Genomic DNA, 17184 nt, shown 5'->3' with positions numbered 1-17184 from the left:
CGATCTGTCCTCTCCGGTCTATCTGAGGAAGAACGACTCGGACGACCAGAATCTGGACGACTTGAGCGATCTGTCCTGTCAGGTCGATCAGAACGGTCTAGTCGGCTTGGACGATCAGTCCTCTCGGAACGATCTGAGGAAGGGCGACTTGGACGACCAGAATCTGGACGACTTGAGCGATCTGAGGAAGGGCGACTTGGACGAGCGGAATCCGGACGGCTTGGGCGATCTGTCCTGTCAGCTCGATCAGACCTAGCTACGCCTCCCTCTCTCGGTGTGAATTTACGCTCACCCGGAGTGAATTTACGATCGCTCTTATTGAACGAGCCAGCAGGCTTCGCTGACCTTTCGAAGTCCTCGCTAGTGGGAATGCTTATTTCCTCAAAAACCTGAAATAGCTCCTCGCCCTGACCCGCTATTGCCCTCTCGGCCCTAATGGCTAGGTCGTCCCACTTGTCCCCATCGCTGCCAGCTTCCCGCAGAGACTCGGCGTAACTCCTGAATAACAAAGGTGACTGTTCAAAGATGCGCTTAGGATTAAGCTCAGGGATCTCTAGTTCCTGAACGGCTAGCTTGGCCTGACCAAGATCAAGCCTTGCCCCCGACAGGACGATCGCAAGATTAATGCGAACGCCGGTATCTAATTTGGAACGATCAACGCCAACTACGGCCTCAAGAGCGCGCTCGGGCCTCCCAAGCCCTCGCTCTGAATCTACGATCAAAGGAAGTTGGTCGTTGGATCCAGAAAGTCTTCGATGTGTAAGTAATTCTCGGATGGCAAGCGCGAATTCACCGCTTGCGTAGGCCGTAAGGCCTAGTGTTTCGTGGACGACAGCTAGTCTGCCGGCTCTTCTTGAGGCGGCAAGGGCGTGTTTATGAGCGAGCTTGGGATCGTCATCAATCAGCAACGAAACCATGGCCAGATGCCTGGCCACCATCTCTGCGTTTTCGGCAGTGAGTGTTTTTAGCTGAACGCGCACCGAAATATCGATGTCGTCTGGTGTTACCTGGGAGGGAATTAAGGGCGATTTCTCGACAGTTTTGACTCGATGAACACGAGTTTGCCATTCCGGGCGCTCCTTATCGGTGCGCTCTCCACGACCACTTGGCCCCTCTTCGTTGGGCCTAGGTCTTTTTCCTCGTTGTTCCAAGATCGCTCCTAAAGCAAATCGCTTAAATAGAAAAGGCCACCCCATAAGGAGTGGCCATTTCTAAAGTAAGTCCGGCGGTGTCCTACTCTCCCACAGGGTCTCCCCTGCAGTACCATCGGCGCTGAGAGTCTTAGCTTCCGGGTTCGGAATGTAACCGGGCGTTTCCCTCTCGCTATGGCCGCCGAAACACTATTGAGTTATGTGAATCGATTAAGCATAAGCTTATATTCGGTTCTCGACCATACCTCGAGAACCACACAGTGGACGCAAGCACAAATTTGAATTTGTATCAAGTTATCGGGCTATTAGTACGGGTCAGCTCCATGCCTTTCAGCACTTCCACATCCCGCCTATCAACGCAGTAGTCTAGCTGCGGCCCTCTCGACAATAAAGTCATGGAAATCTCATCTTGAAGCAGGCTTCCCGCTTAGATGCTTTCAGCGGTTATCCCTCCCAAACGTAGCTAATCAGCGGTGCACTTGGCAGTACAACTGACACACCAGAGGTTTGTCCAACCCGGTCCTCTCGTACTAGGGTCAGGTCTTCTCAAATTTCCTGCGCGCGCAGAGGATAGAGACCGAACTGTCTCACGACGTTCTGAACCCAGCTCGCGTGCCGCTTTAATGGGCGAACAGCCCAACCCTTGGGACCAACTACAGCCCCAGGATGCGACGAGCCGACATCGAGGTGCCAAACCATGCCGTCGATATGGACTCTTGGGCAAGATCAGCCTGTTATCCCCGAGGTACCTTTTATCCGTTGAGCGACAGCGCTTCCACAAGCCACTGCCGGATCACTAGTCCCGACTTTCGTCCCTGCTCGACTTGTCAGTCTCACAGTCAAGCTCCCTTGTGCACTTACACTCGACACCTGATTACCAACCAGGCTGAGGGAACCTTTGGGCGCCTCCGTTACTTTTTAGGAGGCAACCGCCCCAGTTAAACTACCCACCAGGCACTGTCCCGGAACCGGATCACGGTTCGCGGTTAGATATCCAGGGCTACAAGAGTGGTATTTCAACAATGACTCCACCTGAACTAGCGTCCAAGCTTCATAGTCTCCCACCTATCCTACACATGCAGCACCGAACACCAATACCAAGCTATAGTAAAGGTCACGGGGTCTTTTCGTCCTTCTGCGCGTAATGAGCATCTTCACTCATAGTGCAATTTCGCCGAGTTCGCGGTTGAGACAGTTGGGGAGTCGTTACGCCATTCGTGCAGGTCGGAACTTACCCGACAAGGAATTTCGCTACCTTAGGATGGTTATAGTTACCACCGCCGTTTACTGGGGCTTAAATTCTGAGCTTTGCCGAAGCTAACCCATCCTCTTAACCTTCCAGCACCGGGCAGGCGTCAGTCCGTATACATCGTCTTGCGACTTCGCACGGACCTGTGTTTTTGATAAACAGTCGCTCCCCACTGGTCTCTGCGGCCATACAGCGCTCCAACAGTAAATGTCTTCACGCCTCAGGCCCCCCTTCTCCCGAAGTTACGGGGGCATTTTGCCGAGTTCCTTAACCACGATTCTCTCGATCCCCTTAGTATTCTCTACTTGACTACCTGAGTCGGTTTGGGGTACGGGCAGCTTGAACCTCACGTCGATGCTTTTCTTGGCAGCATAGGATCACCCACTTCGTCCATAAGGACTCATCATCAGATCTCAGGCTATGTGAGAGACGGATTTGCCTATCTCTCGCCCTACATCCTTAAACGGGGACAACCATCGCCCCGCGGAGGCTACCTTCCTGCGTCACACCTGTTAATACGTTAACCGCACCAGCATAGGGTCGTAGGCTCGACTGCCCACCTCTGCCCGAAGGCATCAGTAAGCAGCTTCAGCTACTTAGCATTACTGGATTAGTTTGGTCGGTTCTTCGCCGGTACGGGAATATCAACCCGTTGTCCATCGACTACGCCTGTCGGCCTCGCCTTAGGTCCCGACTTACCCAGGGCGGATTAGCCTGGCCCTGGAACCCTTAGTCATTCGGGGTGCGGGTTTCTCACCCGCATTTCGCTACTCATTCCTGAATTCTCACTCGTGTGGCGTCCACGGCTGGGTCACCCCGCCGCTTCGCTCGCCACACGACGCTCTCCTACCCATCTGTACGCCTGGATCTTACGACCTAGCAATGTACAAATGCCACAACTTCGGTGACTTGCTTGAGCCCCGTTATATTGTCGGCGCGGAATCACTTGACCAGTGAGCTATTACGCACTCTTTTAATGGTGGCTGCTTCTAAGCCAACATCCTGGTTGTCTATGCGACTCCACATCCTTTCCCACTTAGCAAGCGCTTAGGGACCTTAGTTGGTGGTCTGGGCTGTTTCCCTTTCGACTACGAAGCTTATCCCCCGCAGTCTCACTGCCTTGTTCTAACTCTCTGGCATTCGGAGTTTGGCTAACGTCAGTAACCTTTTAGGGCCCATCGGCTATCCAGTAGCTCTACCTCCAGAGAGAAACACAAGACGCTGCACCTAAATGCATTTCGGAGAGAACCAGCTATCACGAGGTTTGATTGGCCTTTCACCCCTATCCACAGCTCATCCCCTCCATTTTCAACTGAAGTGGGTTCGGTCCTCCACGACGTCTTACCGTCGCTTCAACCTGGCCATGGATAGATCACCTCGCTTCGGGTCTAGAACCTGCGACTAAAGCGCCCTATTCAGACTCGCTTTCGCTACGCCTCCCCCTCTCGGGTTAAGCTCGCCACAGATCACTAACTCTCAGGATCATTCTTCAAAAGGCACGCCGTCACCAGAACATGCTGGCTCCGACGGATTGTAAGCACACGGTTTCAGGTACTATTTCACTCCCCTCCCGGGGTACTTTTCACCTTTCCCTCACGGTACTTGTCCGCTATCGGTCAATAGGTAGTATTTAGGCTTACGAGGTGGTCCTCGCAGATTCACACAGAATTTCACGGGTTCCGTGCTACTTGGGATACTTCTCGAGCGGAAATAACGTTTCGACTACGGGGTTCGCACCCTCTATGACTGGCCGTTCAAGACCATTCGTCTACATCATTTACCTACTCGTGCAGATCAGCAGATCTGCAGAGAAGTCCCGCAACCCCAAACATGCAACGCCTGCTGGCTATCACACATGTCTGGTTTGGCCTCTTCCGCGTTCGCTCGCCACTACTAACGGAATCACTGTTGTTTTCTCTTCCTGTGGGTACTGAGATGTTTCACTTCCCCACGTTCCCTCTACCTGTCCTATACATTCAGACAGGAGTAACTGGATCTAGTCCAGCTGGGTTTCCCCATTCGGAAATCCTCGGATCAAAGTTTGCTTATCAACTCCCCGAGGCTTATCGCAGATTGCTACGTCCTTCATCGGCTCCTATTGCCAAGGCATCCACCGTGTGCTCTTTGAAACTTGACACACAAAGATGATCTATCACGAATAAATTCGCAATAAATCGTAGACCTGGAATAAATCCAAGTCTAAAGATGCTCGCGTCCACTATGTAGTTCTCAAAGTACGGGCGGTTCCGCATTCGTAAGTTTCCTTACTCAATACGAACCTGACCATGATGAGTCGAAACTCGAAATGGCCCCTGGGTTATCGTTTCCGATCCCCAAGGACCCAACAGCGTGCTAATCACGAACTCCTCCAGCAAGTTTCCGACCCGTAAGGGCGTACTGCTTGTTGGATTTGTTCAAAAATTCCATGTAATGTTCCACCCTGAGCTGACCAGCTGCAGGACATATGCCTGCAAGTGGCTCTCTTTTGGAGAACCGAAGTTCTCCGAGATGCTCCTTAGAAAGGAGGTGATCCAGCCGCACCTTCCGGTACGGCTACCTTGTTACGACTTAGTCCCAATTACCAATCCCACCTTCGACGGCTCCCTCCTTGCGGTTAGGCCACCGGCTTCGGGTGTTATCGACTTTCGTGACTTGACGGGCGGTGTGTACAAGGCCCGGGAACGTATTCACCGTAGCGTTGCTGATCTACGATTACTAGCGACTCCGACTTCATGAGGTCGAGTTGCAGACCTCAATCCGAACTGAGACCGGCTTTTTGGGATTCGCTCCACCTTACGGTATTGCAGCCCTCTGTACCGGCCATTGTAGCATGCGTGAAGCCCAAGACATAAGGGGCATGATGATTTGACGTCATCCCCACCTTCCTCCGAGTTGACCCCGGCAGTATCCCATGAGTTCCCACCATTACGTGCTGGCAACATAGGACGAGGGTTGCGCTCGTTGCGGGACTTAACCCAACATCTCACGACACGAGCTGACGACAACCATGCACCACCTGTATACAGACCTTGCGGGGAGCGTATTTCTACGCTTTTCCTGTATATGTCAAGCCTTGGTAAGGTTCTTCGCGTTGCGTCGAATTAATCCGCATGCTCCGCCGCTTGTGCGGGCCCCCGTCAATTCCTTTGAGTTTTAGCCTTGCGGCCGTACTCCCCAGGCGGGGTGCTTAATGTGTTAACTTCGTCACGGACCACGTGGAATGTGGCCCACAGCTAGCACCCACCGTTTACGGCGTGGACTACCAGGGTATCTAATCCTGTTCGCTCCCCACGCTTTCGCTCCTCAGCGTCAGTTACAGCCCAGAGATGTGCCTTCGCCATTGGTGTTCCTCCTGATATCTGCGCATTCCACCGCTACACCAGGAATTCCCATCTCCCCTACTGCACTCTAGCCTGCCCGTACCCACTGCAAGTTCGAGGTTGAGCCTCGAAATTTCACAGCAGACGCGACAAACCGCCTACGAGCTCTTTACGCCCAATAATTCCGGACAACGCTTGCACCCTACGTATTACCGCGGCTGCTGGCACGTAGTTAGCCGGTGCTTTTTCTGCAGGTACCGTCACTTTCGCTTCTTCCCTGCTAAAAGAGGTTTACAACCCGAAGGCCTTCGTCCCTCACGCGGCGTTGCTGCATCAGACTTTCGTCCATTGTGCAATATTCCCCACTGCTGCCTCCCGTAGGAGTCTGGGCCGTGTCTCAGTCCCAGTGTGGCCGGTCACCCTCTCAGGCCGGCTACCCGTCGTCGCCTTGGTGAGCCTTTACCTCACCAACTAGCTGATAGGTCGCGAGCTCATCCTTGACCGAAATTCTTTCTTCCTCAGTGGATGCCCACCGAGGAAAGTATCCGGTATTAGCTACAGTTTCCCGCAGTTATCCCAGAGTCAAGGGCAGATTGCTCACGTGTTACTCACCCGTTCGCCACTAATCCGCCGGAGCAAGCTCCAGCTTCATCGTTCGACTTGCATGTGTTAAGCACGCCGCCAGCGTTCGTCCTGAGCCAGGATCAAACTCTCCGTAAAAATCAATTCTGCCGATAAATCGGCAAAGCTTTTACGAACGCCTCGGAAATGAGGCGATCAATTTGATTTGGCTTTCGAACTGTCTACTGACAATTCTGTTTCATATCTTTATCCAAAAAGGATCTTGGCAGGAACAAGTTCCTACCAAGGTTTTTGGCATTACATAGTGCACGCTGTTGAGTTCTCAAAGATCGGATGCTTCTGTGATTTCCCTTCCGGGTCCTACGCAGAGCAACTTTTCAAGTCTACCGATTTTGGGGCCGCTGTCAACTCCTGGTTACCCAGTAATTTTTTGCGATTTCCCTAGTTGGGAGACCTAAATCCTAGACACTAAAACACCAAGCCACAAGGGCCAATATTTAGTACTTGGAAGTGTTGTACTTGAGCCGGCGATCTCAATCGGATCTTGCCTAACTTTGGCTAACTCGGGAAAGCTTAGTCACGTTTTTATAACCTTGTCAAATCCAAGATCAACCGGCGTGTTTTAGTTGAAAAACAAGCCCGCCAGAGACTTTTTTCCGCGCGACAAAACAGCTACTTTTCCGGGTAAATACTGGTCTATCAGGGCAAGCTCGTCGGTAACCTTGTTTTTGTTGACGGCAACCGAACCTTGGGCGATTGCACGGCGAGCTTGGCCATTAGATTCCACTAGACCCGACTCCACCAAGGCGGTCACGACCGTAATGCCAATTTCGCAACTGATATTTGGCAGTTCTTTTAGGGCAGCTCGCAATGTTTCCGGCTCAAGCTCGGCCAGCTCACCTTGCCCAAATAGCGCCTGAGAGGCCTTCTCCGCGGCCATGGCCTCTTTTTCAGAGTGCACTAGCTCGGTAACCTCGAGTGCCAGCCTGCGCTGGGCTGCTCGCTTATGCGGTTCGGCTAAGACTTGTTGCTCGTAATCCTCAACCTCTTTGCGAGTTAGGAAAGTAAATACCTTTAGGCGGTCCACAACATCAGCGTCATCGGTATTTAGCCAGAACTGATACATCGCGTAGGCGCTAGTGAGGTCCTTATCGAGCCAAACTGCGTTGCCCTCGGACTTACCGAACTTTTTACCATCTGCGTTTGTAATCAATGGTGTCGCGATCAAGTGAACGCTCTTGCCCTCAACCCGATGAACCAGATCTGCCCCAGAGGTAAGGTTTCCCCATTGATCGCTGCCGCCGGTTTCAAGAACACAATCGAAACGCCTATAAAGCTCCAAGAAATCTAACCCCTGAAGAATTTGGTAACTGAACTCGGTGTAGCTGATACCGCTGTCCGAGTTCAGCCGCGCGCTCACAGCATCTTTTGCAAGCATCTTGCCGACCCGGTAGTGCTTCCCGATATCTCTCAGGAAGTCAATCGCACTGTATTGGCTGGTCCAATCAAGGTTATTCACCATTTCCGCCTTGTTTTCACCCTCGAATGATAAAAACTTTCGATTCTGATCGCTTAGCTTGATAACCCAACTAGCAACGGTCTCTCGATCGTTCAGCGTTCGCTCCGCAGTCGGCTTTGGGTCGCCGATCAACCCAGTTGCTCCCCCGACCAACGCGAGCGGGTGATGCCCGGCTAATTGCAATCGGCGCATGGTGAGTAACTGGACCAAGTTTCCCAGGTGAAGACTCGGTGCAGTTGGGTCAAAGCCGCAATAAAAAGTAATCGGTTCATTCAAGGCTTCCTTGAGCGCGGCAGCATCAGTCGACAGGGCCACCAGACCTCGCCAATTGAGCTCATCTAACACGTGAGTGAATGCAGAGTCGTTCCTTTGAGCTGAAAGTGTTGATGAGTCGGCCATTAGCTCCTCCGATGCGGCGCAAGCTTGCGAAGAGCAACTAGCTGATCGATTACCTGGGAGGAAGAAGTTCCTCCCGCACCATTTCTTGCCTCAATCGAACCGGAAACCTTCAGAACTTTTCTAACTTCAGGCTTTAGGTGCTTAGAAACATTTGCTAGTTGCTCATCGCTGACCTGATCAAGCTCAAGCTCATTCGCCTCGCAGAACTGGACCAACTGACCGGTAATTTCGTGGGCATCCCTGAAAACAACGCCCTGCTTGACGAGCCACTCCGCAACGTCAGTCGCAAGCGAGAAGCCCTTGGGCGCCAGGAATTCCAATCGTTCCTTATCAAAGGTCAGAGTAGAGATCATTCCGATAAAGGCCGGGAAAATAAGCATGAGAGAGTCAAAGGAGTCGAACATTGGCTCCTTGTCCTCCTGCAGGTCTCGGTTGTAACTAAGCGGCAAGCCCTTGAAAGTCGCTAGAAGTCCAGTTAAGTTTCCAATGAGCCTTCCGGATTTGCCTCTGGTCAATTCGGCGATGTCTGGGTTTTTTTTCTGAGGCATTATCGAGGATCCAGTTGAAAACTCGTCTGCAAGAGTCGCGTACCCGAACTCATAAGAAACCCAGGCAATCACCTCTTCGCTAATTCTTGAAAGGTCGATCCCGATCAAACTCAAGATGAACACGAACTCCGCAACTAAGTCGCGACTGCTGGTGGAATCCATGCTGTTCTCGCTAACGCCCTTGAGCCCAAGCTCTTCGGCAACAAGCTTTGGATCAAGACCCAACGTGCTTCCGGCCAAAGCGCCGGCACCGTAGGCCGAACGATTCGCTCTTTTCCGCCAATCCTCTAGGCGCTGCAGGTTTCGAACCTGTGGCCAAGCATGCGCCAGCAAGTGGTGCGAGAGCAAAACCGGCTGCGCGAGCTGGAAATGTGTTCTACCGGGCATTGCAACACCAATGTGATTCTCAGCCTGGCTGCAAAGAGCGTCCAGGTAATCAAGGACCTGTGCCTCAATTGCGTCGGCTGCGTCCAACATAAAAATTCTGATCAGGGTGGCAATCTGGTCATTGCGTGAGCGACCGGCCCTAATCTTTCCGGCAAGCTGAGCCCCGGCTATTTGAATAAGCCCGCGTTCAAGAGCAGCGTGGACATCCTCTTCGGTTGCCTTTGGCACGAAGGAACCGTCTTCAACTCGCTTGGTTAGCTCAGCAACTGCTTTGTTCAGCACCGCAAGCTCATCTTTAGTGAGATAGCCTCCGGCATGAAGAGCCACCAGGTGGGCGGAAGTGCCCTTTAGGTCATAGGTCGCAAGTCGCCAGTCAAAATGAGTCGACTTGGAAAGAGCCTCGAGCGCCTCGCTCGGGCCGCCAGCAAACCGGCCTCCCCATAGTGAGTCTTTACTTTGCGCCATTTCTACCCAATTTCCTATTTCTCTAAAGTTTAGTTTTGTTCGGCAAGCCAGACCATCAAGGCCTTCTGCGCATGAAGCCTGTTTTCGGCTTCCTGCCAAACTCTTGACTGGCTGCCATCAATAACATCCGCGCTGACTTCAAAGCCTCGGTAAGCAGGGAGGCAATGAAGAAATATTGCGTCTTTTTCCGCCCCAGACATCAAAGCCGAGTCCACCGTGAAGGCTTGGAACACCAGGGCACGCTCTCGAGCTTGATCCTCCATGCCCATTGATACCCAGGTGTCAGTAACGACAACGTGAGCACCGGATACAGCTTCGACAGGATCATTAGACGAGGAAATCTTGCCTCCTTGATTACCCGCAATTTCTCGGGCTCGATCCAGCACAGCCGAGTCTGGCCCATAGCCTTCTGGAGCGGCGATCGAAACATCCATACCCGCCATGGCGCAGGCAACAAGGTAACTATTTGCCATGTTGTTATTGGCATCGCCCACGTAGGCAAGCTTTAGGCCCTCGGTTTTCCCGAAACATTCTTTTATTGTCATCAGATCTGCCAGCAACTGACATGGGTGCCAACTGTCGCTCAGTGCGTTTATAACTGGAACCGATGAATTGGCCGCCATTTCATCCAGCCCGGCCTGCGCATATGTCCGCCAGATGATCTGAGCTACTTGGCGCTCTAGCACCCTGGCCGTGTCAGCCACCGATTCCTTCTTGCCCAACTGCGAGACACCGCTATCAATGATTAAAGGAACTCCCCCTAGTTCTGCAATACCGACGGCGAAAGAAACTCTTGTCCTTGTAGAAGTCTTGTCAAAGATAACCGCCACGGTTTGAGGTCCAGCAAACGGCCTCTGGCTAAATCGGTCCGCCTTTAGCTTGATGGCGCTATCAATAATCTGGGCCTGCTGGGACGGAGTGATGTCATCGTCTTTCAAAAAGTGCTTGGTCAATCTGTCCCTAACTCGTTACCTGGGTTCCGACACCGGCTTTTGTGAAGATTTCCAGCAGGATGCTGTGCGGTTGTCTGCCGTCAATGATGTGGGCCTTTGGAACTCCACCTTGAACCGCCCGCAAACAAGCCTCCATTTTTGGAATCATCCCGGATTCAAGCTTAGGCATTAGTTCGGTTAGCTCCTCGACACTTATCTCAGACAAAAGCGAGTCTATTTCCGGCCAGTTCGCGTAGAGACCTGGGACATCAGTTAGCACCATCAACTTGTCAGCACCGAGCGCTATCGCGAGCGCCGATGCAGCTAGGTCAGCATTGACATTTAACAGTTGCCCTGAGTTAGACGGCGCAACTGAAGAAATAACGGGCACCTTGCCCTGGTCAAGTGCTTGAAGCACCGCCCTTGGATTGACAGTCTTCACTTCACCGACAAGGCCCAAATCGACTTCACCCTCCGAAGTGTGACCCTTTACCTTCACGGCCCTAAACAGGGAGTCGTCTTCACCAGAAAGCACGACGGTCTGTGCTCCCGATTCCTCAATTAGATCCGCTAAGTTTTTAGAGATCTGATTTCTAAGCACGTCTCTGACAACCGACATGGTCTTTTCGTCGGTATAGCGCATTCCGGCCCTGAACTCGCTTTCAATTCCAATTTCAGCGAGCCTGGCAGTTATTTGTGGCCCTCCGCCGTGCACCACGACCGGCTTAATGCCCACGAACCGAAGATATGCCATGTCCTGAGCAAATGCCAGTTGCAGCTGCTCGTCAACCATCGCATTCCCGCCGAACTTCACCACAACTATTCGCCCGTGGAACTCTCTAAGCCAATCCAGCGACTCGATCAGAGTTTCGGCCTTGAGCCTTGCAAGTGCTTGGTCTGTATTCGCTGGAATCATTAGCTTGAGTATGCGCTGTTCTCTTCGACGTAGCTGTGGGTTAGGTCATTGGTAACAACCGTAGCGCTGAGGCTGCCGGCATGAAGGTCTATAACCACCTGAACCTCTTTACCGCTCAAGTCAACCTTTGACCGATCTTCGGCCGGCTCCCCCTTGGAAGAAATCAATATGGAGTTGATAGACACGTCTATTCCGTAGGGATCAAATTCCGCTGAAGTTGTTCCAACCGCGGCCAAGATTCTGCCCCAGTTCGGGTCTTTGCCAAATATTGCAGCCTTGAACAGGTTGTTGCGAGCTACTGCCCTAGAAACCTCAAGGGCGTCATCCTCAGTCTTGGCGCCTTGAGTGGTGATGTGAATGTTATGACTCGACCCCTCGGCGTCATCTAATAACTTCAGCGCCAACTCCTTGCAAAGCTCAGTTAGCAATGCTGTGAACTCTGCTAAGTCCGGGGTTTTCTGGCTTGCTCCAGAGGACATCAAAGTCACTTGGTCGTTGGTCGACATGCAGCCATCCGAATCAAGTCGATCGAAACTCACTCGGGTGGCAGCCCTTAGGGCAGCGTCCAGCTGTTCACTATTCAAAACGGCATCGGTGGTGATAACCACAAGCATTGTTGCAAGGCCCGGGGCCAGCATGCCAGCTCCCTTTGCCATCCCGCCCAAAGCCCAACCGTCAGCGCTTGATCTCGATCCAAGCTTTGCCACGGTGTCAGTGGTCATAATTGCGTGAGCTGCGTCTTGTCCACCTGTTTCCGAAAGCGCATCAAATGCCGAGGTTACCCCGCTCAATAATTTAGGCCTGTCCAGCTGCTCGCCTATTAAGCCGGTCGAGCAAACAACAATTTCAGCTGCGGGGAATCCGCTAAGTTCCGCAAGTTTTTCTGCGGTCGCATGCGTCGTTTGAAAACCCTGCACGCCGGTGTAGCAGTTGGCTCCGCCGGAGTTCAAAACGATGGCCCTTGCCTGGCCACCAGCAATAACCTGCTTAGACCACAGGATTGGATTCGCAAGACAGCGATTTGTCGTGAACACCGCGGCCACGGCATTATTAGGTCCTTGGTTTACTACAAGGGAAACATCAAGACCGCCACTGGCTTTCAGGCCAGCGGCGACTCCGGAGGCTACAAATCCCTTGGGGCCTACAACGCTCATGGGGCGACCCCAATCGAGCTCAAGCCAACCTGCTCCGTCAAACCAAGAGCAATGTTCATGCACTGAATGGCGGCGCCAGCGGTTCCTTTGACCAAATTATCGATCGCGCTCACCACAACAACTTTCTGAGCGTGCTCATCAAAGGCGAGAGATATCTGGGCGTTATTCGTGCCCAATACGCTAGCGGTTCTTGGAAGCTGACCCTCCGGAAGCAGCTGGACAAAACTTTCTTCCCCGTAGGCGCTCTGATAAACATCTCGGAGATACTCAAGCGAAAAACGACTCGAAGGCTTTGCAGTATTAACTGCCAAAATTCCTCTGGACATCGGGACCAGAACCGGGGTCATAGAAACTGTCACCGGTTTGCCCGCTGCCAAGGACAGGTTCTGCTCAATCTCCGGCGTGTGTCGATGAGTTCCACCAACCCCGTAAGCTCTCGCAGATCCAAGAACCTCGGCTGCCAACAGATCGATGCTGCTTGCTTTTCCAGCTCCAGAGGTTCCAACCGATAACACTGAAACGATGTCATCGGGTTCGATAAGCCCCGCTGCCAGCGCCGGTGCCAATGCAAGAGAAACCGCGGTCACGTTGCAGCCCGGTATTGCTAAGCGCCTAACTTCACGAAGTTCAGTCCTGAGTTTACCTCCGGTTGCAAGCATTAGCTCTGGGAGGCCGTAGGGCCATGAGCCGGCGTGAGTAGTTTGGTAATAAGTTTCCCAAGCGGCTGCGTCTTGCAATCTAAAATCAGCTCCGCAGTCAATCACCATGACGTGGGTAGGAAGCTGCGCCGCCAGTTCCGCACTTTTGGTGTGCGGCAAGGCAAGAAATACAACTTCGTGTCCCGCCAGACTCTCAACCGAAGTTTCTACTAAGACTCGATCGGCAAATTCCGGGATATGAGGCTGGAGCTGGCCAAGACTTTGACCCACATTGCTGTGTCCAGTGACGGCTCCTAGGTCGAGCATCGGATGCGCTGCTATTAGGCGCAAAAGCTCGCCGCCAACGTACCCGCTTGCTCCAGCAACCGCCACCTGAATAGTCATTTAGCCCCTTAGTGTTGCGCCGAATTGTTGGTTTGCAAGCTCGACGGCCTGATCCCTGGCTGCAGTAGCCTCCGCCTGGGTAAGAGTGCGATCATGAGCTCGATATAGAAGCGCGAAAGTCAGGGATTTTTGGCCAGCGTCTAAACCTTTACCCCGGTAGTCATCAACCAAGCGGATTTCTTCTAGTAGATCTCCGGCACCGGTCACGATGCTCTTGGTCAAATCGGCGGCACTGACCTGGACATCAACCACAAGAGAAATGTCCTGCGTCAAGAAAGTCATAACGCCAAGCTCCTGGGCCTGAACCAAGTCCGGAGCCAAAGCAAAAATTTCATCCAGATTCAACTCAAACACTCCAACGGATCTGGGTAGGTGGTTTTGTGAAGCTAGCTCCGGGTGAACTTCGCCGACAAATCCCACCACTTTTCCAGCCACCAACACGTTCGCGGCTCGTCCCGGGTGAAGGCCAGCAATCTCAAGTTGCTTTAGCTCAAAAGAAACCGCAGCCTGCTGCATAACTATCTCTACTGCGCCCAAGGCCTGTGGGTAGCCTGCCGGTATCGAGTGCTGCCCTGGGCTTTGAGGTAACCAGTCGCCCGCAAGTAGACCAGAAACCAACCTCGGCTGCATTGGTATTGCCGCCTTTAGCGCGGCCAGAGTTGTTTCCGAGGGTCGCTCATTACCCGCGGGCAAAGCGGTCACGGCACTGCCGCCATTTGGCAGAAATACCGAACCCTCTTCTAGTAAAGCTATGTCGGTGGATCCGCGAGAAATGTTTCTGGCGGCAGCGGAAATCAATCCTGGAACCAATGACGTTCTTAAGAAACGCGCCTCAGACTGCATTGGGTTTTCAAGCTCCACACCAACAACTGAGCCCATCCAGCCGTTTTGCTCAGCAGATACAAACGGGTAGTTCAGAACCTCGATGAATCCAGCACCGGTGAGTCCTGATAGCACCCGGCGTCGAAGTTTCTGCCTTGATGTAAGGCCACGCCCCGGAGGCGCAACCGGCAGCCTGGCTGGAATTTTGTCGTATCCGATAAGCCTTGCGACCTCTTCAACCAAGTCCGTCTTATGAGTAATGTCAGGACGCCAGCTAGGCACAATGACCTGAACGAGATCGTCAATTTTGGTAACCGTGCATCCGATTTCCTCGAGGCTTGCAATCACTTGGTCCGCCGAGTACTCGACACCCACCAATTGGCCAGGATAATCAAGTTTCATCTCTATAGCTGCGGGTTCAAACACGCTTGCGTATTCGGCCCCGACGCCGCTAAAACTCCCAGAGGCAAGCTCAGTCAACAACCCAGCTGCCCTTGAGGCCGAAGCCCTGGAGATCGAACTATCTACTCCACGCTCAAACCGCTTTGATGCTTCGGACGGGAGCTTATGGCGTCTCGCACTTCTTGCAATCGAGATCGGATCGAAAATCGCCGCCTCTATAAGAACCGACTTAGTGGTCGAACTAACCTCGGTCCGGGCGCCACCCATCACGCCGGCGATTCCTATCGGACCCTGCTCATCACAGATTAGTAAGTCTTCTTCGTGAAGCTTTCTGGTTTTTTGATCTAGGGTTACGAGCTCTTCGCCGGCCTTTGCCCGGCGAACACTGATGCCGCCAACTAGCTTGTCAAGATCGTAAGCGTGCAGTGGCTGACCGAGCTCGAGCATCACATAGTTAGTGATGTCCACTGCTATTGAGATCGAGCGCATACCGGCCAGCTTGAGACGGCTTACCATCCAATCCGGAACCTTCGCCTCAGCGTCCAGGCCAGCAACTCCAACCAGGACAAACTGACTGCAGCCAGCCTTGCCGTGGATGGGGGCACTGTCCTTCACTTCGAGCGTAAAGCCGGAACCCATTACCGGCTCAATGGCAAGAACCGGGTCTTGGAACTTCACTCCGGTTGCATGCGAATACTCTCTTGCTATGCCTCTAATTGACAGGCAGTAGCCGCGGTCCGGAGTCACGTTGACCTCTGCGGCAGACTCGTCCAAACCCAGCAGTGCTATTGCATCCAGGCCAATCTCAGGGTCAAGACCTATAGAGCTGAGGACAAGAATTCCTTCGTGCTCATCTCCCAGCCCTAGTTCTTTAGCCGACGCGATCATTCCATCAGACACGTGTCCGTAGGTTTTTCTGGCCGCAATCTCGAACCCTCCGGGCAAAACCGCACCTGGCAGGCTTACTACAACCTTGTCTCCTGCCACGAAATTAGCTGCACCACAGACGATGCCCCTGATCTCTTCGTCGCCGCTGGTTGCAACTCGGACTTGGCACCAACGAATAGTTTTCCCATTTTTCTGCTCTTCGACCTCGAAGGACACCACTTCCCCGACGACCACCGGTCCGGAAATGTCCCCACCGTGGGAGCCTTCTTCTTCGAGGCCAACTTTCACGAGTTCAGCCATCACGTCATTCGGGGTGGCTTTAGAGCCAAGCTCAACCATTTCGCCGAGCCATCCAAGTGGAATTCTCATCTAGATCACCGATCCAAACTGAGCGCTAAAACGAACATCGGCTTCGACCATGTCGTGCATGTCTTTCACGCCGTTTCTAAACATCAAAGTTCTCTCAATACCCATCCCGAATGCGAATCCGGAATAGACCTCGGGATCAATTCCTGCGGCGAGCAACACGTTTGGATTGACCATGCCGCAGCCACCCCACTCGACCCACCGCGGTCCGCCTTTGGCGTCCGGATGCCAAACATCCAGTTCTGCAGAGGGCTCAGTGAAAGGGAAAAAACTCGGCCGCAATCTGATTTTGGCCTCATCGCCAAACATCACTCTTGCAAAGTGCTCCAAAGTTCCCCGAAGGTCGGCCATGGTCAGACCCTTATCGATCGCCAAACCCTCCACCTGATGGAAAACCGGTGTGTGGGTTGCATCTAACTCATCGGTTCTAAAGACCCTGCCCGGGCACAGCACATAAACCGGTAGTTCACGCTCGAGCAAGGATCTAACCTGAACAGGAGAAGTGTGAGTCCGCAACAGTAGGTGATTCTCAACTGGCTTCACAAAGAAAGTGTCCTGCATTGCCCTGGCTGGGTGGTCCGGGTGAAAATTCAAGGCGTCGAAATTAAACCATTCGTTTTCAAGCTCAGGGCCATCGGCTATCTCCCAGCCCATGCCAACGAACACATCGCTGACCTGATCCATCAAAAGAGATAACGGGTGCCTTGCGCCGAGCCTTAAAAACTTCGGTGCAGCAGTCATGTCAACTTTTTCGTTCGCAAGAGCCTCGTTGGCCGCTAGCGACTCGAGTTTGACTTCTTTTTCCTCAAACGCTTGATTTAGCTGTGCCCTTGCCCCTCCAACTAACTTGCCAGCCTCGGCTTTTTGCTCATTCGGGACTGCCTTGATCAAAGCATTTAGCCTGCTAATTGGGGAGTTCTCTCCAACAATCTGGGCCTTCTGGCTTCTTAGGGTCGCCGCATCTTCAACAGCCGCCAAAGCGCTTAGGGACTCTTGCAGCGCCTGGGCTACTACTTCGGGAGTTAATTTCTCTGACATCGG

Annotated in this window: 8 protein-coding genes, 3 rRNA genes and 1 pseudogene; all 12 read right to left on the bottom strand. The window is 52.9% G+C overall.

Annotation, left to right across the window (positions count from 1 at the left end; translation table 11 throughout):
* A pseudogene (locus tag IMCC13023_RS07015) lies at window positions 1–1151 on the bottom strand (hypothetical protein); the annotation flags it as partial.
* Between the two features lie 69 nt (window positions 1152–1220).
* Window positions 1221–1337: ribosomal RNA gene (gene rrf, locus IMCC13023_RS03740) — 5S ribosomal RNA — on the bottom strand.
* 99 nt (window positions 1338–1436) lie between these two features.
* Window positions 1437–4537 (bottom strand): 23S ribosomal RNA (locus IMCC13023_RS03735).
* A 382-nt stretch (window positions 4538–4919) separates the two neighbouring features.
* Window positions 4920–6440: ribosomal RNA gene (locus tag IMCC13023_RS03730) — 16S ribosomal RNA — on the bottom strand.
* Together the 16S, 23S and 5S rRNA genes form the textbook arrangement of a ribosomal RNA operon.
* A gap of 484 nt (window positions 6441–6924) precedes the next feature.
* A complete protein-coding gene (tyrS, locus tag IMCC13023_RS03725; protein WP_007541390.1) occupies window positions 6925–8220 on the bottom strand; it encodes a tyrosine--tRNA ligase in 1296 nt (431 codons plus the stop codon).
* Window positions 8220–9620 carry an argininosuccinate lyase gene (gene argH / locus IMCC13023_RS03720; protein ID WP_007541389.1) on the bottom strand — a complete coding sequence of 467 codons (1401 nt, stop codon included), beginning with the start codon at window positions 9618–9620 and terminating at the stop codon, window positions 8220–8222. The genes tyrS and argH overlap by 1 nt, the downstream gene beginning before the upstream one ends.
* Window positions 9621–9649: 29 nt before the next feature.
* Entirely contained in the window at window positions 9650–10573 is a 924-nt protein-coding gene (argF, locus tag IMCC13023_RS03715) for an ornithine carbamoyltransferase (protein WP_007541386.1), read from the bottom strand.
* Window positions 10574–10580: 7 nt separating this feature from the next.
* Window positions 10581–11468, bottom strand: a complete 888-nt coding sequence (gene argB, locus IMCC13023_RS03710; RefSeq protein ID WP_007541384.1) for an acetylglutamate kinase — start codon at window positions 11466–11468, stop codon at window positions 10581–10583.
* Window positions 11468–12622 carry a bifunctional glutamate N-acetyltransferase/amino-acid acetyltransferase ArgJ gene (gene argJ, locus IMCC13023_RS03705; RefSeq protein WP_007541382.1) on the bottom strand — a complete coding sequence of 385 codons (1155 nt, stop codon included), beginning with the start codon at window positions 12620–12622 and terminating at the stop codon, window positions 11468–11470. The genes argB and argJ overlap by 1 nt, the downstream gene beginning before the upstream one ends.
* Window positions 12619–13665 (bottom strand): N-acetyl-gamma-glutamyl-phosphate reductase, encoded by a 1047-nt coding sequence (gene argC, locus IMCC13023_RS03700; RefSeq protein ID WP_007541381.1) that lies wholly within the window; start codon window positions 13663–13665, stop codon window positions 12619–12621. The genes argJ and argC overlap by 4 nt, the downstream gene beginning before the upstream one ends.
* On the bottom strand, window positions 13666–16146 hold the full coding sequence (pheT, locus tag IMCC13023_RS03695; RefSeq protein ID WP_007541380.1) for a phenylalanine--tRNA ligase subunit beta: 2481 nt from the start codon (window positions 16144–16146) through the stop codon (window positions 13666–13668).
* On the bottom strand, window positions 16147–17181 hold the full coding sequence (gene pheS, locus IMCC13023_RS03690; protein ID WP_007541379.1) for a phenylalanine--tRNA ligase subunit alpha: 1035 nt from the start codon (window positions 17179–17181) through the stop codon (window positions 16147–16149).
* Between the last annotated feature and the right edge of the window lie 3 nt (window positions 17182–17184).

Source organism: Candidatus Aquiluna sp. IMCC13023 (assembly GCF_000257665.1).
Lineage (GTDB): Bacteria > Actinomycetota > Actinomycetes > Actinomycetales > Microbacteriaceae > Aquiluna.
Note: the sequence above shows the minus strand (reverse complement) of the source record. Positions and strands in the feature narration are given on the sequence as shown.